The 22,968-nt window shown below is 67.0% G+C and carries 19 protein-coding genes; 17 read left to right on the top strand and 2 right to left on the bottom strand.

Annotated elements, in window-relative coordinates; translation table 11 throughout:
• Positions 1-46 precede the first annotated feature (46 nt).
• Positions 47-799, top strand: a complete 753-nt coding sequence (locus tag QP413_RS03295; RefSeq protein ID WP_284780599.1) for a phosphoglyceromutase — start codon at positions 47-49, stop codon at positions 797-799.
• Positions 800-947: 148 nt separating this feature from the next.
• Here the strand turns inward: QP413_RS03295 and QP413_RS03290 are convergent, their stop codons facing one another.
• Complete coding sequence (locus QP413_RS03290; RefSeq protein WP_284780597.1) at positions 948-1,943, bottom strand: hypothetical protein; 996 nt, start codon at positions 1,941-1,943, stop codon at positions 948-950.
• A gap of 23 nt (positions 1,944-1,966) precedes the next feature.
• On the opposite strand from QP413_RS03290, the gene QP413_RS03285 reads away from it, so the two are divergent.
• The 5 genes from QP413_RS03285 (at position 1,967) to QP413_RS03265 (ending at position 6,354) form a co-directional block, all read left to right on the top strand.
• Positions 1,967-2,905, top strand: coding sequence for a Ppx/GppA phosphatase family protein (locus QP413_RS03285; RefSeq protein WP_070758552.1), 939 nt, complete (start codon positions 1,967-1,969; stop codon positions 2,903-2,905).
• A 108-nt stretch (positions 2,906-3,013) separates the two neighbouring features.
• Positions 3,014-4,318 carry a hypothetical protein gene (locus tag QP413_RS03280; protein WP_284780596.1) on the top strand — a complete coding sequence of 435 codons (1,305 nt, stop codon included), beginning with the start codon at positions 3,014-3,016 and terminating at the stop codon, positions 4,316-4,318.
• Positions 4,319-4,489: 171 nt separating this feature from the next.
• Positions 4,490-5,326 carry a pyrroline-5-carboxylate reductase gene (proC, locus tag QP413_RS03275; protein WP_284780593.1) on the top strand — a complete coding sequence of 279 codons (837 nt, stop codon included), beginning with the start codon at positions 4,490-4,492 and terminating at the stop codon, positions 5,324-5,326.
• Positions 5,327-5,754: 428 nt separating this feature from the next.
• Entirely contained in the window at positions 5,755-5,961 is a 207-nt protein-coding gene (locus tag QP413_RS03270; RefSeq protein WP_041628442.1) for a helix-turn-helix domain-containing protein, read from the top strand.
• A gap of 291 nt (positions 5,962-6,252) precedes the next feature.
• Positions 6,253-6,354 carry an AURKAIP1/COX24 domain-containing protein gene (locus tag QP413_RS03265; RefSeq protein ID WP_012359487.1) on the top strand — a complete coding sequence of 34 codons (102 nt, stop codon included), beginning with the start codon at positions 6,253-6,255 and terminating at the stop codon, positions 6,352-6,354.
• Positions 6,355-6,540: 186 nt separating this feature from the next.
• On the opposite strand, the gene QP413_RS03260 is transcribed toward QP413_RS03265, so the two are convergent.
• Positions 6,541-7,362: an HAD-IB family hydrolase gene (locus QP413_RS03260; protein WP_284780592.1), complete on the bottom strand. Its 822-nt coding sequence runs from the start codon at positions 7,360-7,362 to the stop codon at positions 6,541-6,543.
• Positions 7,363-7,560: 198 nt separating this feature from the next.
• Here QP413_RS03260 and QP413_RS03255 point away from each other — a divergent pair, with 198 nt between their 5' ends.
• The 11 genes from QP413_RS03255 to QP413_RS03205 all read left to right on the top strand — a co-directional run bounded on the left by QP413_RS03255 (position 7,561) and on the right by QP413_RS03205 (position 22,935).
• Entirely contained in the window at positions 7,561-7,812 is a 252-nt protein-coding gene (locus tag QP413_RS03255) for a glutaredoxin family protein (protein ID WP_070761139.1), read from the top strand.
• 300 nt (positions 7,813-8,112) lie between these two features.
• Positions 8,113-9,597 carry a glutamyl-tRNA reductase gene (locus QP413_RS03250; protein WP_284780590.1) on the top strand — a complete coding sequence of 495 codons (1,485 nt, stop codon included), beginning with the start codon at positions 8,113-8,115 and terminating at the stop codon, positions 9,595-9,597.
• Positions 9,587-10,537 carry a hydroxymethylbilane synthase gene (hemC, locus tag QP413_RS03245; RefSeq protein ID WP_284780588.1) on the top strand — a complete coding sequence of 317 codons (951 nt, stop codon included), beginning with the start codon at positions 9,587-9,589 and terminating at the stop codon, positions 10,535-10,537. Before QP413_RS03250 ends, hemC begins: the two co-directional genes overlap by 11 nt.
• 109 nt (positions 10,538-10,646) lie before the next feature.
• Entirely contained in the window at positions 10,647-12,413 is a 1,767-nt protein-coding gene (locus QP413_RS03240; RefSeq protein WP_262369108.1) for a bifunctional uroporphyrinogen-III C-methyltransferase/uroporphyrinogen-III synthase, read from the top strand.
• A gap of 68 nt (positions 12,414-12,481) precedes the next feature.
• Positions 12,482-15,262, top strand: a complete 2,781-nt coding sequence (locus tag QP413_RS03235; RefSeq protein ID WP_284780586.1) for a multicopper oxidase domain-containing protein — start codon at positions 12,482-12,484, stop codon at positions 15,260-15,262.
• Between the two features lie 5 nt (positions 15,263-15,267).
• Complete coding sequence (locus QP413_RS03230) at positions 15,268-15,810, top strand: hypothetical protein (RefSeq protein ID WP_284780585.1); 543 nt, start codon at positions 15,268-15,270, stop codon at positions 15,808-15,810.
• 121 nt (positions 15,811-15,931) lie between these two features.
• Positions 15,932-16,957, top strand: coding sequence for a porphobilinogen synthase (gene hemB / locus QP413_RS03225; RefSeq protein ID WP_187441021.1), 1,026 nt, complete (start codon positions 15,932-15,934; stop codon positions 16,955-16,957).
• Between the two features lie 73 nt (positions 16,958-17,030).
• Complete coding sequence (locus QP413_RS03220) at positions 17,031-17,954, top strand: MFS transporter (RefSeq protein ID WP_284780584.1); 924 nt, start codon at positions 17,031-17,033, stop codon at positions 17,952-17,954.
• A 9-nt stretch (positions 17,955-17,963) separates the two neighbouring features.
• Positions 17,964-20,771 (top strand): cation-translocating P-type ATPase, encoded by a 2,808-nt coding sequence (locus tag QP413_RS03215; RefSeq protein WP_148811576.1) that lies wholly within the window; start codon positions 17,964-17,966, stop codon positions 20,769-20,771.
• Positions 20,772-20,951: 180 nt separating this feature from the next.
• Positions 20,952-22,295, top strand: coding sequence for a glutamate-1-semialdehyde 2,1-aminomutase (gene hemL / locus QP413_RS03210; RefSeq protein WP_284780583.1), 1,344 nt, complete (start codon positions 20,952-20,954; stop codon positions 22,293-22,295).
• A 34-nt stretch (positions 22,296-22,329) separates the two neighbouring features.
• Entirely contained in the window at positions 22,330-22,935 is a 606-nt protein-coding gene (locus QP413_RS03205) for a histidine phosphatase family protein (protein ID WP_070758566.1), read from the top strand.
• Positions 22,936-22,968 lie beyond the last annotated feature (33 nt).

Genomic DNA, 22,968 nt, shown 5'->3' with positions numbered 1-22,968 from the left:
GGCCACCGGCCACCTGGGCCACAACGTTTCATGGCAAAATGGAGGTATGAGCAACACTGAAGGAACACTGATCCTCCTCCGCCACGGGCAGAGCGAATGGAACGCAACGAACCAGTTCACCGGCTGGGTGGACGTCAGCCTCACCGACCAGGGCAAGGCCGAGGCCAAGCGGGCCGGCCAGCTGATTAAGGACGCCGCTGTCGAGCCGACCGTCCTGTTCACCTCCCTGCTGCGCCGCGCGATCATGACCGCGAACATCGCGCTGAACGAGGCAGACCGCCACTGGATCCCAGTGCAGCGCGACTGGCGCCTCAACGAGCGCCACTACGGTGCGCTGCAGGGCCTGAACAAGGCCGAGACCCGCGATAAGTACGGCGAAGAGCAGTTCATGTCCTGGCGCCGCAGCTACGACACCCCGCCGCCGCAGATCGACGTGGACAGCGAGTACGCGCAGACCAACGACGTGCGCTACGCCGATCTGCCGGAGGTTCCGCGCACCGAGTGCCTGCAGGATGTCGTCAAGCGCCTCGTCCCGTACTACGAGGCTGAGATTGAGCCACGCCTGAAGGCGGGGGAGACCGTCCTCGTCGTCGCGCACGGCAACTCCCTGCGCGCGCTGGTCAAGCACCTCGACGAGATCTCTGATGAGGACATCGCCCAGCTGAACCTGCCGACCGGTATGCCGCTGGTCTACAAGTTCGACAGCAACGGTGCGGTCAAGGTCAAGGGTGGCGAGTACCTCGACCCGGAGGCAGCAGCAGCCGGTGCGGCCGCCGTGGCCGCCGAGGGTAAGAAGTAATACCCTCCACCGAGCTCACCACGTAAGGCTCATCACCTAAGCGAAACGCCCCAGGAAAAACTTCCTGGGGCGTTCGTGCGTCGAGTGGGGCGCGCTGACATCTTGTTCGCGCTGCCGCAGCCCACTCAAGCGCGACTGGGCGGGCGAACTAGAGTTTGCGCTCGCGGGCCGCCCGGGTCGCCGGGTGGATCGTCAGCAGCGGGAAGCCGCTGGGTGCCAGCGGAGCCCCTGCCTCGTTCTGCTCTCCGGTGGCCGCAGCGCGTGCCTCCAGGGCCTCGCAGTGTTCCGCCAGCACCTCGTAGGACTCCTCGCCGATGAGCTCCACCAGCTCGTCCTTGTGGGTGCGCCACATGGCATCGGCCGGCCCGCCCTGGCCCTCGGCGCTGCCCGCGTGGCAGTTCGGGTCCGTGGTGCACCACCAGTCGAAGTCCGCCCCGCCGTCGCCCCAGGCGCGACGGTTGTACTCCGTGATCGTGGTGCGCAGCATCTCTTGGCCATCGGGGCGGGTCTCCCAGTCCTCCAGGCGGCGCAGTGGCACCTGCCAGCAGACCTCCGGCTTGGACTCCACGATGGATTCGCCGTTCTCGGTGGCCCAGATGTGCAGCGCGCAGCCGATGCCGCCGTCAAAGCCCGCGCGGTTGGCGAAGATGCAAGCGCCGTCGACGGTCTTGGTCTTCAGCGCGGGCTCCATCTCGCCCTCGTCGTTTTCCAGCTCGTCCCACTCGAGCCACGGCTCGAGTTCCCCGTCCGCCTGCTCCTTCTCTCCCGGGGTTTCGCCCGGCGTGTAGAGCTGCCACTGCTCGGGGCTGAGCTCCTGAACCACACGGTTGAGGTTGGCGCGGTCGTCGTCGTCCGTAAGAAAAGCACCGTGGACGCAGCAGGCCACGCCCGGGTCGGCATCGACGTCGATGCCGTGGCAGGCCTCCGTACCGAAACGGCAGCGGTAGGTGGACATCAGCCAGGTCAGGTCGATCTGGATGATGTGCTCGGAGTCCGCCGGGTTGATGAATTCCAGCCATTCGCGGGGGTAATCGCCGGGCAGCTCGACGCCGCGGCGTACCGAAAGGTCAGCTGGGGTGCCGTCCGGATAGCCGGATGCGATGGGGTGGGGGGAATTTGGCTCGCTATTTCTCACGCAATCCACCGTAGACCCGATAGGCTGAAAACGTGAGATTAGGTGTCTTGGACGTTGGCAGTAATACGGTTCACCTCGTGGTTGTGGATGCCCAGTACGGTGGCCCGCCAACTCCCATGAGTAATTGGAAAACCCCCATGCGGTTGGTGGAGTACCTCTCGAAGAAGGGGAACATCAACTCGAAGGGGATCGATAAGCTCACGCGCGGCGTGGGGCTGGCTTCGGAGATGGCGGAACAGTTCCGCTGTGAGGAGCTGCTGCCGTTTGCGACGTCGGCGATCCGTTCCGCGAATAATTCCGAGAAGGTGCTGGACGCCGTCGAGGACGCCACCGGCGTGCGGCTGCAAATCCTCACCGGCGAGGAAGAGGCCCGGTTGACCTTCCTCGCGGTGCGTCGCTGGTACGGCTGGTCGGCTGGCCGGATCTGCGACCTCGACATTGGTGGCGGTTCCCTGGAGATGTCCGTGGGAACTACGGAGAGCCCGGACGTGGCGCTGAGCCTGGATCTGGGTGCGGGCCGGTTGACCCGGGAATGGTTCGACAGTGATCCGCCGTCCCGGAAGTCCGTGAAGAACCTGCGGGAGTTCATCGAGGAGCAGCTGGACGCCAATATCAAGGAATTCCAGGATGCCGGCCCCATCGACGTGGCGGTGGGGACCTCTAAGACTTTCCGCATGCTTGCCCGCCTGACTGGTGCGGCACCGAGCTCTGCGGGGCCACGCGTGAAGCGCACCCTGACCCAGCCTGGCCTGCGGCAGCTCATCGCTTTCATCTCCCGCATGACGGCGGCGGACCGCGCAGAGCTGGAGGGCGTCAGCCAGGAACGGTCCCACCAGGTGGTGGCTGGCGCGCTGGTCGCGGAGGCGGCGATGCGCAAACTGGACCTGGATTCCTTGGATATCTGCCCGTGGGCGTTGCGTGAGGGAATGATCTTCCACCACACGGACGTGGCTTTCGAAGATTTTTCTTAGTTTCCTAGCGCCATTAGGGTGTGGAATGAACAAAACCAAAAATGGCGCTTCGTATACTATGCGAAACAGTTATTTGTATGTTCACGTGGACATTGATGGGAACATTCGATGAGTGAGAAGCTTACGGTCGCGGAACTGCTCGCCCGCAGCGGTCGCACATCTTCTGATAGCGGCCGCCGCCGGCGCCGCCGCAGCCTCGACGAGGGTGGCATTTCCGTTGCCGAGCTGACCGGCGCGATCCCGGTCGTCGAGGACGCCGAGAGCGAAGCTTCCACCGCGCCCGCACCGGGCGCTGACAAGCGTGAGCAGCCCACGGTCGATCGGGCTGAGGCCGGGGTAAAGCAGGCCGATAAGGCTGAAAAGACGGCGAAGCCTGAGCAGGCCAAGCAGGCTCAGGCTGCCGAGCAGGCTGAAGATAAGAAGGCTGAAGCCGAAAAGGCGAAGCAGGCCGAGGCCAAGCAGGCCAAGGAGGCTGCCGCAAAGAAGGCCGCCGAGGAGAAGGCGGCAGCGAAGCAGGCGGCTGAGGAGAAGGCCAAGAAGGCCGAGGCTGAAAAGCTTAAGCAGGCAGAAGCCGAGAAGGCGAAGAAGGCCAAGGAAGCTGCTGCCAAGAAAGCCGCAGAGGAAAAGGCCGCGGCGAAGAAGGCCGAAGAAGAGGCTGCAGCCAAGAAGGCTGAGCAGAAGAAGCCTGAGCCCAAGAACGCGGCTGCCGCTAGCTCCGCGATTGTCGACCGCCGCGAGGTTCCGGCACAGCGTCCGGAGGAACAGACCTCCGAGATCCCGGCTGTCACCGATAAGGCCTCGCCGGCAAAGAAGAACACCGAGCCGTCCACCGAGCAGACGGCCCTGATCACGAAGGTCACCGCGGACCAGGCTGAGGGCGCCGAGGCCGCACAGAAGCCTGCGGCGAAGAGCGCTTCGGCTACGAAGGCGCCGGCCAAGAGCCCTGATCGCAAGGACGCTGACCAGAAGGGCTCTGGCGCCGGGGCCGCGGCGGCCGCTGCCACCGCCGGTACTGCCGGCACTGCCGCCGCGACGCGGGGCTCCGATGCGGAGCGCAAGGGGGAGCAGCCCGCTCCGGAGGAGTTCCACAGCCCTGAGGAGCTCGAAGAGCTGCAGCGCACCCTCGGCGAAGACGAGGTCATCGAGTACGAGGATGACACCATCTCCTGGCCAGCCCTCATCGGCCAGGCCATCGCGGCCATCCTGGTCGGCATTGGCGTGTTCCTCGGATTCAAGCTCCTGTGGGGCTCCCTGCCAGCGGTGCTGGTGCTGGTGCTCGCCCTCGCGGTGACCCTCGTGATGGTCGGCGTGGTGCACGCACTGCTGCGCCACCGCGACAAACTCATCATGATTCTCACCTTCGTGGTGGGCTTGGTACTCACCATCGGCCCACGGCTGATCATGAGCATCTAAGTTTCTGCGCGCCGCGAGGCGCGCTTTTCTTTTTGCCGCACCAGCCACGTTCGGGCGGGGTGCTGTGGCGCCGGAGGGCGACGTCCTCACAACTGGATGCGAGACCACCGAAAACGGGGGAGCTGCACGCAAGCGCTGCAATCGACGCGCCGGGCTGGCACCCTGGAGGGCATGACTCGAATCGCAATCATCGGCGGCGGGAACATCGGCGAAGCATTGATCGCCGGGCTCGTCGCAGACGGAATTGACCCGAAGACCATCATCGTCGCGAACCGCAGCGAAGACCGGCTCACCGAGCTGGCGGACCGCTACGAGGTGCTGACCGCGGAGGACTCGGTCACCGCCGCGGTGGAGGCGGACGTCCTGTTCAACTGCGTGAAGCCCGACGGCACGCTCTCCGTTTTCGACGAGGTCGCGGAACAGCTGGACGATAACGACGCCACGACGGTCGCGGTCTCCGTCGCCGCTGGCGTGACCATCGGTGCGATGGAGAACGTGCTGCCTGCGGGCACCCCGGTGGTGCGCGTGATGCCGAATACCCCGATGCTGGTCGGCAAGGGGACCAGCGCGATCGCGGGTGGCCGCTTCGCGACGGAGGAGCAGCTGGAGACGGTGCGCGAACTGCTGGCCAAGGTGGGCACCGCGGTGATCGTCAAGGAGAAGGACATCGACGCGGTCACGGCGGTCTCCGGGTCTGGCCCGGCATACTTCTTCCTCGTCGCCGAAGCGATGGTGGACGCAGGCGTGAACCTGGGCCTGCCACGGGCGCTGGCCGAAAAGCTCGCGATCGGTACCGCGGAGGGTGCAGCCCAGATGATGGCCAACGGCCTTGCCGAGGGTGGTGACGGCCCGGTGGAGCTGCGGGCGAAGGTCTCCAGCCCGGGCGGGACGACCTCCATGGCGACCCGCGCCCTGGAGGAGGAGGGGCTGCGCCGTGCCTTCTTCCGCGCGATGGAGGCGTGCCGCGACCGCTCCGTGGAGCTCGGCGCCCCACCGAAGGGGGACTAGGGGAGCTCGGCGCCCCACCGAAGGGGGACTAGGGGAGCACGGGGTGCCGTGGGGGAGGCAGCGCATCGTGGGGGTGTGAAGTGATAGCGCGTAAGGGGGTTAAGAGCGGTGCGTGAGGGGTCGCATCGTGGGGCCTGCCGCAATGCGCGGCGGGCCCGATTCTTGTAATTTCAAGACTCCCGGGGCGGGGAGAGTCTCAAGTGAAACTTGAGGTGGGGGTGGTGGGTGTTGAACTGTTTGCACTGGTCAACCCAAGTCACAAAAAGAAACAAATAGCACTTTCGACATAATCGTCCCTGAATGCGCAAGCGTCACTTGGTTCACGTTATAGTAGTGAGGAAAGCGTGGCCGCGTGACGTCCTGCAGAAGGGGAAGTCTGCAGCGCGGGGCCGTGTGAAGAAAGAGATAAGACTTTTATGGCTAACCCAATGGGTGGAAATGACAAAGGAACCTTTCTGACCGTCGCTGAGGTCGCAGAGCTGATGCGCGTGTCGAAGATGACCGTGTATCGCCTGGTACACGCTGGCGACCTGCCAGCGGTGCGTGTGGGTCGCTCCTTCCGCGTCCACGAGCAGGCAGTGAGCGAGTATCTCGGTGCGTCCGTCTACGACGCCTCCGAGGGGCAGACTGGTTAGAAACCCTCCCCGACCGTGGCTTCAGCGCCAATGCAGTCGGGGTTTAGCGCTGCCACCGCGGCATAGAAACCGGCCTTTATGGGCCGATTTTTGTGCGCTCAGCCACTGGAGCGGTAGAATTTAATAATTCGTGTCCTATGTGAGCTCCCGGGTCGCCCCGGCGATGAAGCACTGAAGCGTAGGGCTCGCCTTGTTCGCTGACTTCCGGGCGGCAGCCGCCTACCGGGGCTGCGGAACCGTCGCGATGGCGCGGCATACGAGTTTTCAACAATTTGAAGTGAGGTGCCCACGATGGGTTCTGTGATTAAGAAGCGCCGCAAGCGCATGTCCAAGAAGAAGCACCGCAAGATGCTGAAGCGCACCCGCGTTCAGCGTCGCAAGCTGGGCAAGTAAGCCGCCACCGGGCCACGCGCCCGATTCGCGGCTCGCGAGGCAATTCTCGCGACGAGACGGCTGCGATGCCGCCGCACGAGCCCCAGTGGGAGCCAACCGGCCCCGCTGGGGCTTCGTGCTGTTTAAACACTGGAAGCTGGAATGCCCGCGCTGAAGGAATCCAGCGGGGCGGCGGGCGCTGGAGCCCTAGCGCCGGGAGAGTGCGCCAGTGAGGGCGGGGAGGAGAAACCACCCCACCGCCCCGGCTGCCAGCATGCCCGCCGCCGTCGCGCTGGCTTCGGCCGCCAGCAGCGTGCGCTTCGGATCGTGCTTTCGGTACTCCACCGTCGGCCAGCCCCGCTCCCGGGCTGCCTCCGCCAGGCGGGGATCAGCGTTGACCGCGACGGCCCGGCCGACCAGGGAAAGCAGCGGCATGTCGTTAAAGGAATCCGAGTAGGCCACGCAGCGCGAAAGATCGTAGCCTTGCTGCTCCGCGAGGGCAGCCACGGCATCCCGCTTTTCGGGGCCGTGCAGGATATTTCCCACCAGCCGGCCTGTGAACCTCCCATCGGAGACTTCCGCCACCGTTCCCAACGCCCCGGTGAAGCCCAGGGCCCGGGCTATGACCTGTGCGAGCTGCACCGGTGCCGCGGTGACCAGCCACACACTGTGGCCGACCTCCAGGTGCTCCTCGGCGAGCTCCCGGGCACCCGGGAAGATCCGCTGGGCAATCGTGCTCTCCCAGATCTCCTCCGTGAGCGCCACGACCTCGGCCTCGCTGCGGCCACGCACGATCTCGAGCGCCCGCTGCTTGCCGGAGGCGATATCCGGCTGGCTCTCGGTGCCGGAGAGGATGAACTTCGCCTGCTTCCAGGCGAAGCCCGCGATATCCCCCACGGTGAAGAAGCGCCGGGAGGCCAGCCCCAGCGCCAGCCAGAGGGAGGACGCCCCCTTGATGATCGTGTTGTCCAGGTCGAAGAATGCCGCGGTGCTGGGCTTTTGCGGAACATCCGCTTTGGGCGGGGACAACCTCAGTGTGCCGCCCGCGGCCAACCATGCCCCATGGACGGAGGCTCGGCCGCTTTCTAATTGTGTTGGGGTGACGGGGGAAAAGCTGTGTTGGCTCGGTTGGCTAGGTTGGGTCGGTTGAATGATTTGGATGGGTTGGCTGACACGGAAAGCTGTTGACTTAATCTCGCCCACGGCTACCAAGGTACCGTTGAATCCGTGACTGGTGATGAGAAGAAAACTGTGACCCTCCTGACCCGCACAACCTGCGGCTCCTGCGCCCGGGTCTGGGAGCAGATCCGCCCGGTCGTCGCGGCGAAAAACGCCACGCTGGAGCGGGTCGACGTCGACGAGGACCCGGAGCTGAAAATGGAATTCGGTGACCGCGTGCCCGTCGTCCTCATCGACGATGAGGAATTCGCCTGCTGGGAAGTCGACAACGAAGAGCTCGCGGCTGCGCTTGAGGGCTAAAACGGCAACGCGGGGCACCACGGAACATCACAGTTGGGCTGCGCGCTGTGCCCAACGTCCCGTCCCTATAACAGTCGGCTATGCCTGTTTTGTCATTGGGGTCGGTTAAGGGATACCGTAGGTAGCTGTTAAAGAGCCGATGGCAAGCGTCGGCAGGGGAGCTGCGCCCATCAGCAGCATCTGGCTACCGACCTCGTCGGCTGCGGTGCATCGCCCCACCACGGGGGAGCATTCGGCCCACCGTCGGCGGCCCCAAGACCCGGGTCCGACTCCCGGTTCGCGAGGAGGCACGCAAGACCGATGGCTGGGCACGTCCAAACCGGTTCCGCCGCCGTGCTGCTCGTCGGGCTTTCCTTCCGCTCCGCCCCGGTGTCCCTCCTCGAGCAGGTCTCCACGGTCGATAGCGACCTTCCCAAGCTGGAAAATGCCCTGCTGGATCACGACTCCCTCTCCGAGGCGCTGGTGCTGTCCACCTGCAACCGGATGGAGTTTTACACCGTCGCCAACGCCTTCCACCCCGGCCTCGACCACATCGTGGACACCATCGCCACCTACTCCGGGCTCGCCGACAGCGAGCTGGAGCCGCACCTCTATGTTCATTATTCGGACGCCGCGGTGGAGCACATGCTCAACGTTGCCTCCGGCCTGGACTCCATGGTGCTGGGGGAGCAGCAGATCATCGGCCAGCTCCGCGGCGCCTACGAGGAGTCGAAGGAGGCCGGTACCGTCGGGCGCACCCTCCACGACCTCACCCAGCGAGCCCTGCGCACGGGCAAGCGCGTCCACAGCGAGACGGAGATCGATTCCGTCGGCTCTTCGATGGTCAGCTTTGCCCTCGACCGGGCCCTCACCGTGCTTGGGATCCCGGAGGCCAGCAGTACCGCGTTGAGCGGACGCCGCGCCGTCGTCATCGGGGCCGGCGCGATGTCCTCCCTCGCGTCCACCCACCTTGGCCGTCTCGGCATCGAGCACGTCACCGTCGCTAACCGCACCGTCGAGCGCGCCGAGCAGCTGGCCTCCCACGCGGTGGAGGCAGGCGTGCCGGCCCGCGGCATCGGCCTGGACGAACTGCCCGCGGCGCTGACGGGGGCGGACATCGTCGTTTCCGCGACGGGTGCGGTGGGAACCGTCGTCAGCGCGGCGGACATCAAGGCTGCGCAGAAGGTCCGGGAGGGTCGCCAGCAGGTCCTCATCGACCTGTCCATGCCCCGCGACATCGAGCAGGCCACGGCCGACGTGCCGGGGGTCGCGCTGCTCAACATCGAAGAACTCACCGGGATGACCGAGGACACCATCGAGGACGAGGACGCCGCCCGCGGCATCGTCGCCGAGGAGCTCGAGGGTTTCCTGGAGCAGCAGCGCGCCCAGGCCGTCGTCCCCACCGTCAAGGCCCTGCGCCAGCAGGCGATGGACGCGCTCAGCAACGAGATGCTCGCGCTGCAGCGGCAGACGCCGGGGATGTCCGACGAGGACCGCGAGGCTGTGAACCGCTCGATGCGCCGCCTCGTGGAAAAGCTGCTGCACACCCCGACGGTGCAGGCCAAGAAGCTCTCCGCGGCGGGCCAGTCCGTCAGCTACCCCGATGCCCTGGCTGCCCTGTTCAACCTTCCAACCGGCATGACCCAACAGGTCAGCGCGGTGAAGGGCGCGAACGCGGGCAGTGGGCAGCGGAAGCAGCAAAAACCGCAAGAAAATCGAGTATCCGCCGCGCGGGCCGTGTACCGCTCGACCTACCAGGACCTGACTCAGGCCTCGACCCCAGGAGGGAAAGACGATGACAGATAACCGCCGTTTGCTCGTCGGTACGCGTGGCTCCACGCTGGCTACCACGCAGGCAGGCCATGTCCGCCAGGGCATGGCCGACGCCGGCTACGAGGCCGAGCTGCATATCGTCCACACCCCGGGGGATGCCTCCCAGGCCTCCCAGATCCCGGTCGCGAAGGTCGGCGTGGGTGTGTTCACCGAGACGTTGCGCACCGCATTGGACGAGCGCGAATGCGACGTGGCGGTGCACTCCTTCAAGGATCTGCCGACCGCCCCGGACGCCCGCTTCCGCGCGGTGGTTCCGGAGCGCGTGGACTCCCGCGAGGTTCTGATCAGCGTGGATAACAAGAAGCTGATGGAGCTGCCGGAGGGCGCGAAGGTCGGCACCTCCGCGCCACGTCGTGTCTCTCAGCTGCGCGCCCTGCGCCCGGACCTGGAGATCCTGCCGCTGCGCGGGAACATCGGCACCCGCATGGGCCGGGTCGGCGACGACCTGGACGCCGTGATCCTCGCCCGCGCCGGGCTGGAGCGCGTCGGCTGGCTGGACAAGGCCGCCGAGTCCATCGACCCGGAGCTCATCCTGCCCGCTCCGGCGCAGGGCGCGCTGTGCGTGGAGGTCCGCGCGGATGACGAGGAGGCTTGGAACTCCGTGGCTGCGCAGAACCACATCCCGAGCTATGCCTGCGTGGTCGGCGAGCGCACCGTGCTCTCCACCATGGAGGCGGGCTGCTCCGCCCCGGTGGCCGCACACGCGACCCTCAACGAGCAGCAGAACCAGCTGACCGTGACCGGTGGTGTGTTTGCCATTGACGGCTCCCGCAAGCTGCTGGAGACCCGCACCGTGGACATCGACCTGGCGGGCGACTGGCGTGCGGCTGCCGCCGGCGTCGGCGCCCAGATCGGCCGGATCCTGCTGGACGCCGGAGCCGCAGAACTCGTGTCGGAGGCCCGCGAGAGCTAACAGTGGGCTCGCGGAACCCCAGGGTGGGGTGCTGCGAGCTGCCTCACCCCGCCACCCGAAAGAGCGTTCCCCTTCGGAACTGCCCCGAAATGACATGGAAAAGATCAGTATGACTACCTCCGGACTTACCCCGCAGGGGACAGGCCGCGTCCTGTTCGTTGGTGCCGGCCCCGGAAATCCGGAATTGCTGACCGTTCGCGCCCAGAAGGCCCTGGAGAGCACCGCCCACGCGTGGGTGGACCCCGAGGTCCTGGAAGGCGTGCGTGCCCTGGTGGGTGCCCAGGTGCCCGTCCCACAGCACAAGATCGATGCTGCCGAGGCCGAGTGGCAGGCCAAGGTCGCCGCGGCGAAGGAGGCGGGCGCTCGCCGGAAGCCGCCCCGTCCCGCACCGCCGACCGCGGCTGAAATCCGTCTCGCCGCACCCTTCGTTGGGGAGGGGGCCGTTGCAGAGGGGGAGGCCGAGCCGGTCCAGCAGCTGACCGCGAGCCAGATCGCCGAGGAGATGGTCGCGCTGGCCCGCGAGGGCGAGGACGTCATCCGCCTGGTGGCTGGCAACCCGCTGTCCAACCAGGCTGTGATGATGGAGCTGCAGGAGGTCGCGAACCTGGGTGTGGACTTCCAGGTCGTCCCCGGCATGACGGGCTCTGTCGCGGTGCCCGCGTTCACGGGCATTGGCGTGGGCTCCGACTTCACGGAGGCCGACGTGCGTGGCGGGGCGGACTGGGACCAGCTAGCCTCCGCGGGGCTGCCTCTGATCCTCACCGCCGCGCCGGGGGATCTGGCGACCATCGCCAGCGAGCTGAAGGAACGCAATATCCCGGGCTCGACCGCGGCCACCGTCACCCTGCATGGCACGACCCGTAAGCAGCGTAGCTACGACGTCACCCTGGATACCCTGAAGTCCGTCGCGGCGGCCTCCGGGCCAGCCGCGAAGGAAGGCGAGCTGCCGGAGCAGCTGCTGGTCACGATCGGCTCCCAGGCCGGCAACCGCAGCAAGTACTCCTGGTGGGAGAACCGCGCCCTCTACGGCTGGACCGTGCTGGTGCCGCGCCCGAAGGCGCAGGCCGCCCCGATGAGCACGCGCCTGGCGAGTCATGGCGCGATTCCCGTGGAGGTGCCGACGATCTCCGTCGAGCCGCCGCGCACCCCGGCGCAGATGGAACGCGCCATCAAGAACCTCGTGGACGGCCACTACCACTGGGTGGTCTTCACCTCCGTCAATGCGGTGAAGGCGACCTGGGAGAAGCTCCAGGACTTCGGCCTGGACGCCCGCGCCCTGGCTGGTGTGCGGGTGGCCGCGGTGGGTCCGAAGACGGCCAGCGCGGTGCAGGCCCTGGGCATCACCCCGGAGCTGCTGCCCAAGGACGACGCCCGCAACGCCTCCGGTATCGTCGACGTGTTCCCGGCCCGCGATCCGGACCTGGACCTGGTCGACCGGGTGCTGCTGCCGCGCGCGGACATCGCGACGGAGGTCCTGGTCGAGGGGCTGTTGAAGCTGGGGTGGAAGGTCGACGACGTCGTCGCCTACCGCACCGTCCGCGCCGCTCCGCCGGCCCCGGAGATTCGCGACATGATCAAGTCCGGCGGCTTCGACGCGGTGTGCTTCACCTCCTCTTCGACCGTGAAGAACCTGGTGGGCATCGCCGGTAAGCCACACTCGCGCACCATCATCGCCTGCATCGGCCCGATGGCTGCCCAGACCGCCCGGGAGCACGGGCTTCGGGTGGACGTCATGCCGGAGGTCGCTGGCGTTCCGGAGCTGGTGGACGCGCTGGCCGCCCACGTGGCGGACCTGCGTGCGAAGGGGCAGCTGCCGCCACCGCGGAAGCGCCGCCGCCGTCGGAAGAAGACGAGCGAGCAGACCGCAGCGAAGTAGGGGAGAAGCTAAGACACCCGTCGGCACGTGATGCCGGCGGGTTCGTGCTTCTCAGTAGGCTGGAGAACATGGCGAAAGACGGTACCGGGTTGCGTAATGGGCGGAAGTCGTGGCACCGGCGAGCTGGCCGTCCGGTCAACATCTGGCTGAGCCTCCTGCTGGTCGCCGGGTTAGTTCACCCTGCTCTGCCCGAATATCGCTGGGTGCTCATTCACCTACTCACTCTGGGCGCGGTGACCAACTCCATCGTCGTGTGGTCCCAACGCTTCACCGAGCAGTTGCTCGACCAGCGATGCCCGGATTCCGCCCGGGCTCGCCAGCTGCGGCGCATCTGGGTGCTCAACGCAGGCATTGCGTTGACGATGATCGGCCAGCTCGGCAAGGGGGCCGAAGGTGCTTTCGACCCCGCGTTGACGGTCGCGCACAGCATCACGGTTGTTGGTGCTGCGGTCGTGGGACTGAGCTTGTGTTCACATGCGCTAAGCCTGCTGCAGCAGGCTCGCAAAGCCCGGGCCAGCATGGAGCACAGCCTGCCGCTGGTGCCCGTCAGTGCGTATATTCTTGCGGCGCTGTTCCTACCGATCGGCGCGATCGCGGGTGCGCTCCTGGCAGTGGGTATGCCCTCACCGTGGCAAGAACGCCTCCTGCTGGCGCACACCGCGGTGAACGTGCTGGGCTTTTTAGGCTTTGCCGCGGCCGCCAGCCTGACGTTCCTCGCCCCACAGCTGCAGGGTGCGCTGGGTAGTGGCAAGATACGCGACGGACGCCCTGGGGTGGGGCATGCGACTCGGTGGCTGTGGGTCGTGATCATCCTGCAGGGGATTGGAGTCCTCAGCATCGGCGCTGGTGCGCTCCTTGACCAGCGCTTCGTGGTCCTCGGCGGGCTTGTCGCTTATGTGGCCGCCTGGGGGATCCTGTTGTCCACCTATGCCCCAGCGGTTCTGCAGGGGATCTTTAGTGGGAACGCGCCGGTGTTTGCGGGCATGGCTATGGTGGCTGCCCCGATGTGGCTTATTGGCGGCTTGCTGTGGCTCGCAGGCCAGATCGCCAGCGGAACCCCGGCCAGCGAGGTCACGCTGCCTACGCTGGTTTTGACCGTGGGCTTTGCAGCCCAGCTGCTGTTGGGGGTGATGAGCTATCTGCTGCCGAGCACAATCGGTGGCCCACGTCCCGCCGTCAATGCAGGTTTGAGGGCTTTGGATTGGGCTGGGCCTTTCCGCACGGTGCTGCTGAACCTGGGCTTGGCAGTGTGGCTGCTGCCGATTAGTAGCTGGCTGAAGGTCGCGGTATCGGTGCTGACCCTTCTGCCACTCGCTCTCGTGGTGCCACTGATTCCCCGGGCTGTGAAGGCTCAAGGCGCACGCTTGGCCGCCTTCGCGCGCGAGCGCCAGCAGAGAGCGGCCGATCACCCCGAGAACGAAGGCGCAGAGCAGCCCGACGAGGCGACGGCAGGGGTATCACACACCCGCGAGAACCTGGTGGCCAGCACGCGGCGCGGTGGCGTCGCCGAAGTAGCCGCTGCCATCGCGACGATTGCCCTGGTGCTGGCCAGTGGCGCAGCTCTTGGGGGATCCGGTGGTGCCACGAACACTGCTACCGATTCGCAGGTTGCCCCCACAGGCAACACGGTGCGGGTGGAGGTGTCCGCCAAGGGCATGGCCTTCCACCCCGACAGTGTCACCGTAGAACCCGGCGACAAACTCGAACTCGTGCTCACCAACGATGACAAGCAGGACCACGACCTGAAGCTCGCAACCGGGGCCGAAACGGGGCGCGTCTCTCCGGGCGAGACCCGGGTACTGGACGCCGGAGTCATCAGCGCGGACGTGGAAGGGTGGTGCACCATCGCGGGCCACCGCATGCAGGGCATGACCTTCATGGTCCACACCAGCGGGGATGGCGATGCGTCGCAGGCTGCCGGCGGAGGAGCACGATCGGAAAACAACGCCGCAGGTGCCGGTTCCGTCAACGCCGGCGAGGAAGTACCCGATACGCCGCTCGACCCGAGGTGGATGCGGGACCCGGAACTCGCACCGGCGAGCGCGAACCGCACCCACCGGATCACCATCGACGTCCAGCAGGTCCAGGGAACCCCGCACGAGGGCGGAGCCACCCGCGGTTGGTGGACCTTCAACGGCAAACCGATGGGGCCGACCCTGCGTGGCAAGGTCGGGGATACCTTCGAAATCGTGCTGAAGAACTCCGGCACGATGAACCACTCCATCGACTTCCACGCGGGCATCGTCTCCCCGGATGAGCCCATGCGGGACATTGCCCCGGGGGAGCAGCTGATTTACCGTTTCACTGCAGATAACGCCGGGATTTGGATGTACCACTGCGCGACCATGCCGATGAGCTTGCACGTGGCGGCCGGCATGTTCGGCGCAGTGATCATCGATCCGCCGGACTTGGATCCGGTGGATAAGGAGTTCCTGCTGGTGCAGTCGGAGGTCTACGGTCTGGACTCAGACTCGGAGCAGCCGGTGAACGAGGAACTCCTGCAGGCCGCCCAACCGAGCGCGGTGGTGTTCAACGGGCTGGAGAACCAGTACATCCAGTCCCCGTTGCGCCTGGAGCCAGGGCAGCGGGCACGGTTCTGGTTGCTCAATGCCGGCCCGAATATCGCGGAGAGTTTCCATATCGTGGGGACGCAATTCCCGGTGATGTACAAGGAGGGTGCTTACACGGTGCGCAACCAGCCGAGCGGTGCGGGGCAGGCGCTCGACCTTCAGCCCGCGCAGGGTGGATTCGTGGAGGCGGAGTTCCCGGAGGCGGGGACGTACCCCTTCGTCAATCACCGCTTTGTGGACGCCGAACGCGGCGCGACGGGGCATGTTGTGGTGAAGTAGGGGCCATGGCAGCAAAGAAGAAGCACGGCGGTTCCAACCCAGCTGGTGGTACACCGCCGCGGGACACCCGCAACGTCGTCCCGGTGCGCCCGCTCGCTGAGTTCGATGGCCTCCCGGAGGGTTTCGCTCAGGGGGAGGACGTCCCGATCCTCGCGACGAGTGCGTGGGGCGGACCCAAGGGGCAGAAGCAGCAGATCGGGCTGGCAGCCTGGGGCGAGCTGCCCGCGGTGAACGCCGTGGACCCGTTCGTGATCGCCAGCCCGCACGTGCCCAGCGAGGTTCGGCTGCACGTGCGCGGCGAGGTGGGCACCCCGGACTTTAAGGAACCGCGCGAGCCACTGCTCATCGCGGAGGCCGGTGAGGCGCTGGCCGGGGCGGAGGTGCGGCGCACGCTGCTCGGCACGATGATCCATCCGCCCGCGGAGTTGCTCGCTGAGGTGGAAGGTTCGGCGGGGCTGCGGGCCACCATTGAGGCCCTGTGGATCACGGAGGACGGCGACGAGACCGTGACCTGGGCCGTACGCCTGGCCGACGAAGCTACCGACTAAACCCCACCCCGTAGGCTCAATCAGCCACGGAACCCCCGCAGCCAACCGGAACCCGTAGCCAGTCGGGACGCTGCGGGCTGGGCCAACAGTGGTGTCTGCCCCGTGGCGTACCATCGGTGCTATGTCTGAATCCGCACAGAATTCCCAGCTGCAGTTCAATATTCCCCGCCGTCCGCGCCGCCTGCGCACCAACCCGGTGATGCGCGATTTCACGGCGGAGACCAGCCTGAACCCGAGCCAGCTCGTCCTGCCGATGTTCGTCGCGGACGGCCTTAGCGAGGCAAAGCCGATCAGCTCCCTGCCTGGGGTCTACCAGCACACCACCGACTCTCTGCTGCGCGCCGTCGAGGAAGCCGCGGAGGCGGGCGTGGGTTCCATCGACCTCTTCGGTGTTCCGCTGGACGAGGATAAGGACGCCACCGGGTCCGTGGGCGTGGACCCGGAGGGGATCCTGAACAAGAACCTCCGCGCGATCCGCGAGGAGTTCGGCAACGACATCCTCGTCATGGCCGATACCTGCCTCGACGAGTTCACCGACCACGGCCACTGCGGGGTGCAGGGCGAGGACGCCTTCGGCCAGCAGATCGTGGACAACGACGCCACCCTGGAGCAGTACGCCGCCCTCGCGGTCGCCCAGGCGGACGCCGGCGCTCACATCGTTAGCCCGTCCGGAATGATGGATGGCCAGGTCGCGGTCATCCGCGCGGCCCTGGACGCCTCCGGCCACGAGGACGTCTCCATCATGGCCTACTCCGCGAAGTACGCCTCCGCCTTCTACGGCCCGTTCCGCGAGGCCGTCGGCTCCAGCCTGACCGGCGACCGCCGCACCTATCAGCAGGACCCCCGCAACCGCCGGGAATCCCTGCTGGAGACCCAGATGGATATCGACGAGGGTGCGGACATGGTGATGGTCAAGCCCGCGATGCCGTACCTGGACGTGCTGCGGGAGGTCGCGGACATGTCCCCGGTTCCGGTGGCCGCTTATCAGGTGTCCGGTGAATATGCGATGATCAGTGCAGCAGCCCAGAACGGTTGGATCGATCTGGAGCCGGCGATCATGGAGTCCCTGACGGGGATTCGCCGCGCCGGTGCGGACATCATCCTGACCTATTGGGCAACGACCGTCGCGAAGATGCTGCGCGGCTAGCCGAAGGATGTGCCGACAATCCCGCTGATTGTCGGCACGTATTTTCTCCCCACGACCCCTTGATCTGCGATTTATGAGCAATTCTTCTTCTCCCACTCCCTCCGGGCAGTCCCGTCCGCCGCGGCCGCGCGGCCAGCAGGGCCGGCAATGGGAGGCCAGCCCCGATAACGGGCACATCCCCGGCTACCCCAAGCCGGAGGAAGGCGGCCCGGTCGCGCCCGGTTGGAACAACCCTCAGGGGCGGGACAATCAGCGGCAGTCTGGCAATGGCTCTAAGAATCAGGGAAGCCCGAACCCGGGCACGCCCCCGGAGCTGCCGAAGCCACCCAAGGTGGGCCGCCCGGATGGCCTGGCGCCGAGCCTCAAGGGGGCCCCGGAGAACGTCCGCCTGGGCGTGCGCGCCTGGCTGGCGGTCAGCGGCCTGCAGATCCTCTACGCCCTGGTGCAGTTCGCCGCGAACTTGAGCGACGACCGCGACCTGCGGCGCACCGTCACCAAGACGATCGAGGAGGGGGCCGGTGTTCCCGACGAGGTGACGGAGAACGTCTCCATCGACACCCTCGTCCTGGGGACGAATGCCCTCACGACCGCCTGGCTCATCATCGCGGCCCTGATCTGCGCGTGGCTCACGCTGCGCGCCGGGCGAGGCGCGGTGTATTCCCGCATGTTCCTCAACGTGGGCTCGGTCTACCTCATGCTCACCGCGGTGCTGATGAGCCTGTCCTCCGGGCCATCGACGATGGCGGTCGGCTTCGTCCTCGCCCTCGGCGTGCTCAGCATCCTGGCCGGCGTGACCGCGGGCGTGGGCATGTGGTTCATGTCCCGCCCCGGTAACGAGGAGTGGTTCGGCATCCCGAGCCGCGAAGAGGTCGAGCGCTATGCCGAGGAATACGAGCAGGCCCGCCGCGAGCGCGATAAGCACAAGAGTGGAAAGAAGCGTCGCCTCCCCTGGGGGAAGTCCCAGGATGGGAACGCTGATAGCGAAGATAAGGCCTAAGCTGAGCCGATGGCGGGAAAATTCTCCACACCCCAACCCGGGCGGGGCGACGACATCCAGGAACTCGACCTGGCGATCGCGCAGGCCCGCAGCGCGGCCGAAGCGGCCGGCGTGGACGTCGAAAAGTACGACGCCGAAGAACACAGCAACGTGCTCAGCACGGGCAACGGACTTTCGTCCTACGCCTTCCACCTGGAAAACCTGGAGTCGGCGGCGCAGGCGACCTCCTTGGAGTACGAGCTCAACGCCATCGACGGGGTCGAGGCAGTGGTGGTGTACTCCGCCAACATGGTGTGGATCTCCGCGCTGGATAGCGTGCGGCCCGACGAGGTGCAGCGCCACCTCGAGGACGCCGGGATCCGCGGGCATCTCACCGCCTCCTCGCTGCGCCGCCGCGCCACGCGACTGACGAAGCAGGACCCGCGCATCCGGTCCCGCCGCGAATCCGCCCGCGAGCGTGCCATCATGGCCGCCCGGCGCCGCAAGGAGGGTGCGGGGGCGCGCCGCCGTGGGGAGGCCCGCGCCGGTGAGGTGCTGCACACCGCCCGCGAGCTGGTGACCGCCTGGCGGCTCATCATCGCGGTCGTCTTCGGCCTGCCTGTCGTGGCGATGCAGATGATCCCCTCCCTGCAGTTCGACTGGTGGCAGTGGGTGTGCCTGGCGCTGTCCACGGTCGTCGTCGGCTGGTCGGCCTGGCCCTTCCACCGCGCGATGGTCGCCGGTGTGCGCCGCAGCATGTCCGCCCTCGACGGAGCGAGCAGCCTAGCGATCCTGCTGGCCTACGGCTTCTCCGTGCTCTCCCTGATCACGACCTCCGCCTCCGACCCGACGTGGCGGGCCAACACCGTGTGGCTGGCCCGCACCTGGTCGGATCCGAGTTTCGAGGGTGCGATCTTTTTCGACGTCGCGTGCGGCGTGACGATCCTGCTGCTCTTCGGTCGCCTCCTTTCCCGGCGGAACCAGATCCGCACCCGGGCCGTGCTGGCGGTGCTGCAACCGCCGAAGAACGAGCCGATCACCGTCATTCGGAAGAACAAGTCGGAGAAGAAGGTCATCTCCACCGCGGAGATCAGGCGCGGCGACGACGTCCTGCTGGAAACGGGAATGACGTGCCCGGTGGACGGCGAGGTCATCAGCGGCCGCGGCGTCGTGGACATGGGGCCGGTCGGAGGAGTGGACCGCAAGAAGGAGCTCGTGGTCGGCGACCGGATTTACGCCGGGGCGACGAATCACGGGCAGACGCTCAAGGTGCGCGCCTACGCCACTGGCTCGCACACCCGCCTGGCCGCGATGGGGCGCTGGTTCACCCACGCCGCGCAGGACGAGAACCGGATGGCGCAGATCACCAACCGTTCGGCCGGCCTGCTGGTGCCGTGGGCTTTTGCCATCGCGGTGGTGAACTTCTGCATGTGGCTGATCTTCAACGGCTCCCTGGACGCGGCCGTGGCGACCAGTCTTTCTGTCCTCGCGGCGGTGGGGCCGGTGGCGCTGGCCCTCTCCGCGCCTCTGGCCCTGCGTCTGGGCCTGGCTCGGGCGGCGAATTACGGCATGTTGCTGCGCGATAGCGCGACGATCCATCGGCTCTCCGGCGTGGACTCGATCATCTTCAACCGGCTGGGCACGCTCACCCGGGCACCGATGAACGTGGTGAACCTGACGGTCGCGCACGGGGAGCACCCGGAGCTGGTGCTGCGCGTCGCGGCCTCGCTGATGATGGAGTCCGAGCACGCGGTCTCCAAGGCGATCGTCCGCGCGGACCGCGAGACCCGCGACGCGAACTCCGGCTTCGACACCATCCCCGTGTGGCTGGAAACCGGCGAGGTAAAGGTGAATGCCGAGGGCACGTTTGTGGGCTCCATCGACGTCCCGGTTCCGCCGAAGGGGAAGAACTATAAGGACGTGGTGCGCCGCGACCGGCACGAGCTGCCGGCCTCCCCGGAGCTGACGGATGACGAGAACGTCCGTCGCGTCACCGCCCGGGTCTGGCGACCAAAGGACCTGGGCGAGGTGCGCGACCCGCACCTGGCCTCCGCGGCGCTGTCCGGTGGCAGCCCCGTCGTCGTGTCCTGGAAGGGTAAGGACCGCGGCGTCATCAACGTCGCCGATGCTTTTAAGGACGACGCCGCCCTCGCGATCGAGGAGCTGGAATCGATGGGTGTGGAGACGCTGATGATGTCCCGCGACATGTACCCGGTTGCCCGCCACCTGGCGGATTCCATCGGGGCGTCTACCGTGCTGGCCGGCGTGGTGCCGGGTAAGAAGGCCAAGGCCGTGCGCGGCGTGCATGCCCGTGGGCACCGGGTGGCGATGGTCGGCGACCAGGATTCGATCGGCGCGCTGCGGGTGGCGGATGTGGGCATCCTCATGGGCTCCCCGAGCCGGACGGAGGCCGATAGCGCGGACGTGGTCCTGCTTCGGGACGACGTCATGGCGATCCCCACCCTGATTAACTTCGTCCGCCACGTGCGCAACACCGTGGACTGGAATGTGTGGCTGGCCTGGGCGTATAACGCTATCGCGATCACCCTGGCTGTGGCGGGCGTGATGAACCCGATGGCCGCCACGGTGGTCATGCTGCTGAGCTCCACCGTCATCGAGTGGCGCAGCTCCCGCATCCTGCGGCACAACTACAACGCCGCCACGATGCGGCACACGCACACCTGGCAGGGCTGGGTCGAGCGGCTGCGCAGCCGCCGGGAGCGCCGCCGTCGCGCGGAGCAGCGGGAGCAGTTCGTGGAGAGCGCACGCCTGAACGCCACGGAGGATGGCCGGGAGCTGCAGGAGCACATCACCGGTCCCGGCGTCGCCGGTCGCTAGGGGTCGAGATATTCGCGCGCCGGGGTGAACGGCCACGCCCGGCGCAGTCGGCTTGCTAGGCCAGAGGCCTGCTCGCCAGCCGGGCCCACGGGCCGGCAGGGGTGTCCGGGGCCATCGGTAGGATGAGGGGCATAGTGCATGAAACCCACGAGGATCTTTAAAGAAAGGGCGATGTAGGCGATGGCTTCGACCAACACCAACGTCAACGCGGCAGCCGAGGAGCGCCACCACGAGAGTGCGGCGGCGATGGAGCGGGCACGCCGCTTCATCCCAGGGGGTGTGAACTCCCCGGTGCGTGCCTTCGGCTCGGTCGGTGGAACCTCCCCCTTCATCACCTCCGCCTCCGGCTCCCAGCTGCAGGATGCCGATGGCCTCAGCTACGTGGACCTGGTGTGCTCCTGGGGGCCGATGATCCACGGGCACGCCCACCCGGAGATCGTCGAGGCCGTGAAGTCGACCGCCTCCCGCGGCCTGTCCTTCGGCGCCCCGACCTCCCTGGAGGTCGACCTGGCTGAGGAGATCGTCAACCGCACGAGCGTGGAGAAGGTCCGCCTGGTCAACTCCGGCACCGAAGCCACCATGTCCGCCGTGCGCCTGGCCCGTGGCTTCACCGGTCGCGACAAGATCCTGAAGTTCGAGGGCTGCTACCACGGCCACGTGGACTCCCTGCTCGTCGCCGCCGGCTCTGGCGTGGCCACCTTCGGCCTGCCGGACTCCCCGGGCATCACCAAGGCTGCAGCCAGCGACACCGTTGTGGTGCCGTACCGCGACATCGAGGCCGTCAAGAAGGCATTTGCGGAGAACGAGGGCCAGATCGCCGCCATCATCACTGAGGCCACCCCGGGCAACATGGGCACCGTTTCCTCCATCACCGCGGACGGCACCAGCTTCAACGCCCAGCTCAAGGAGATTGCGCACGCCAACGGCGCGCTGCTCATCGTCGACGAGGTCATGACCGGCTTCCGCGTGGGCTACCAGGGCTGGTTCGGCAAGGACGGCGTGGCCGGCGACCTCACGACCTTCGGCAAGGTCGTCTCAGGTGGCCTGCCCGCCGCCGCCTTCGGTGGCCGCGCCGAGATCATGGACCACCTGGCCCCGGTCGGCCCGGTGTACCAGGCGGGCACCCTCTCCGGTAACCCGGTCGCGATGGCCAGCGGGCTGGCGTCGTTGAAGCTGGCGGACGAGGAGGCCTACCGCACCCTGGACGCCAACGCTGAGCGCCTGATCGGGCTGATTACCGAGGCGCTGGACCGCGAGTCGGTTGAGCACCACATCCAGCGCGCTGGGACGATGTTCTCCGTGCGCTTCGCGGACGGCGAGGGCACGAACTTCGAGGAGATGAAGGCCGCGGAGACTTTCCGCTACCCGGCCTTCTTCCACGAGCTGCTGGACAACGGCATCTTCGCCCCGCCGAGCGTGTTCGAGACCTGGTTCGTCTCCACCGCGCTGACGGACGCGAACTTCGAGCGTTTCGAGGCCGCCCTCGTGCCAGCCGCGAAGGCAGCCGCCGCCGCGGAGGCTTAGGCGCAGGCCGGGTCGGCCGGTAAGCTCGACAAGCATGACAACCATCGTGCATTTGGTTCGCCACGGCGAGGTCCACAACCCAGATCGGATCCTCTACGGTCGCCTCCCCGGCTACCGGCTTTCCGCCCGGGGCGAGAACATGGCTCATGCCACGGCCGCCGACCTGGCCGACCACCACGTCACCCACCTGGTGGCCTCCCCGCTGCAGCGCGCACAGGAGACGGCCCGGCCCTTCGCCGAGAAACTCGGCCTGGAGATCCAGACCGATGAGCGGGTCATCGAGGCGGGTAACGACCTCGAAGGTCTGCATATCAAGGGGGTGCGCTCCGCGCTGTGGAACCCCAAGCGCTGGCACATGCTGCGCCGCCCGGCCGAGCCGAGTTGGGGTGAGCCCTATACCGAGATCCGCGACCGCATGTGGGAGGCCGTGGAATCCGCCCGCGCTGCCGCCCGCGGCTCCGAGGCCGTGATCGTGAGCCACCAGCTGCCGATCGTGATGATCCAGCGCGATGTGCGCGGCCAGAAGCTGGCCCACAACCCGGCCGCCCGCCAGTGCAACCTCGCCAGCGTGACCTCCCTGATCTTCGAGGGCAAGGAGCTGGTGGACATGATCTATTCCGAGCCCGCAGCCGATATTTAACGGGTCGCAACCCGAGCGAATAGCAGCAGAAAG

Source organism: Corynebacterium sp. UMB4614, from assembly GCF_030217065.1.
Classification (GTDB): Bacteria; Actinomycetota; Actinomycetes; order Mycobacteriales; family Mycobacteriaceae; genus Corynebacterium.
Note: the sequence above shows the minus strand (reverse complement) of the source record. Positions and strands in the feature narration are given on the sequence as shown.

Coding starts and splice junctions, on each gene's coding strand:
- hemC (WP_284780588.1), top strand. CDS start 9,587: ATGACAGATAACCGCCGTTTGCTCGTCGGTACGCGTGGCTCCACGCTG.
- hemL (WP_284780583.1), top strand. CDS start 20,952: ATGGCTTCGACCAACACCAACGTCAACGCGGCAGCCGAGGAGCGCCAC.
- QP413_RS03250 (WP_284780590.1), top strand. CDS start 8,113: ATGGCTGGGCACGTCCAAACCGGTTCCGCCGCCGTGCTGCTCGTCGGG.
- QP413_RS03270 (WP_041628442.1), top strand. CDS start 5,755: ATGGGTGGAAATGACAAAGGAACCTTTCTGACCGTCGCTGAGGTCGCA.
- QP413_RS03240 (WP_262369108.1), top strand. CDS start 10,647: ATGACTACCTCCGGACTTACCCCGCAGGGGACAGGCCGCGTCCTGTTC.
- QP413_RS03265 (WP_012359487.1), top strand. CDS start 6,253: ATGGGTTCTGTGATTAAGAAGCGCCGCAAGCGCATGTCCAAGAAGAAG.
- QP413_RS03220 (WP_284780584.1), top strand. CDS start 17,031: ATGAGCAATTCTTCTTCTCCCACTCCCTCCGGGCAGTCCCGTCCGCCG.
- proC (WP_284780593.1), top strand. CDS start 4,490: ATGACTCGAATCGCAATCATCGGCGGCGGGAACATCGGCGAAGCATTG.
- hemB (WP_187441021.1), top strand. CDS start 15,932: ATGTCTGAATCCGCACAGAATTCCCAGCTGCAGTTCAATATTCCCCGC.
- QP413_RS03280 (WP_284780596.1), top strand. CDS start 3,014: ATGAGTGAGAAGCTTACGGTCGCGGAACTGCTCGCCCGCAGCGGTCGC.
- QP413_RS03230 (WP_284780585.1), top strand. CDS start 15,268: ATGGCAGCAAAGAAGAAGCACGGCGGTTCCAACCCAGCTGGTGGTACA.
- QP413_RS03215 (WP_148811576.1), top strand. CDS start 17,964: ATGGCGGGAAAATTCTCCACACCCCAACCCGGGCGGGGCGACGACATC.
- QP413_RS03235 (WP_284780586.1), top strand. CDS start 12,482: ATGGCGAAAGACGGTACCGGGTTGCGTAATGGGCGGAAGTCGTGGCAC.
- QP413_RS03295 (WP_284780599.1), top strand. CDS start 47: ATGAGCAACACTGAAGGAACACTGATCCTCCTCCGCCACGGGCAGAGC.
- QP413_RS03205 (WP_070758566.1), top strand. CDS start 22,330: ATGACAACCATCGTGCATTTGGTTCGCCACGGCGAGGTCCACAACCCA.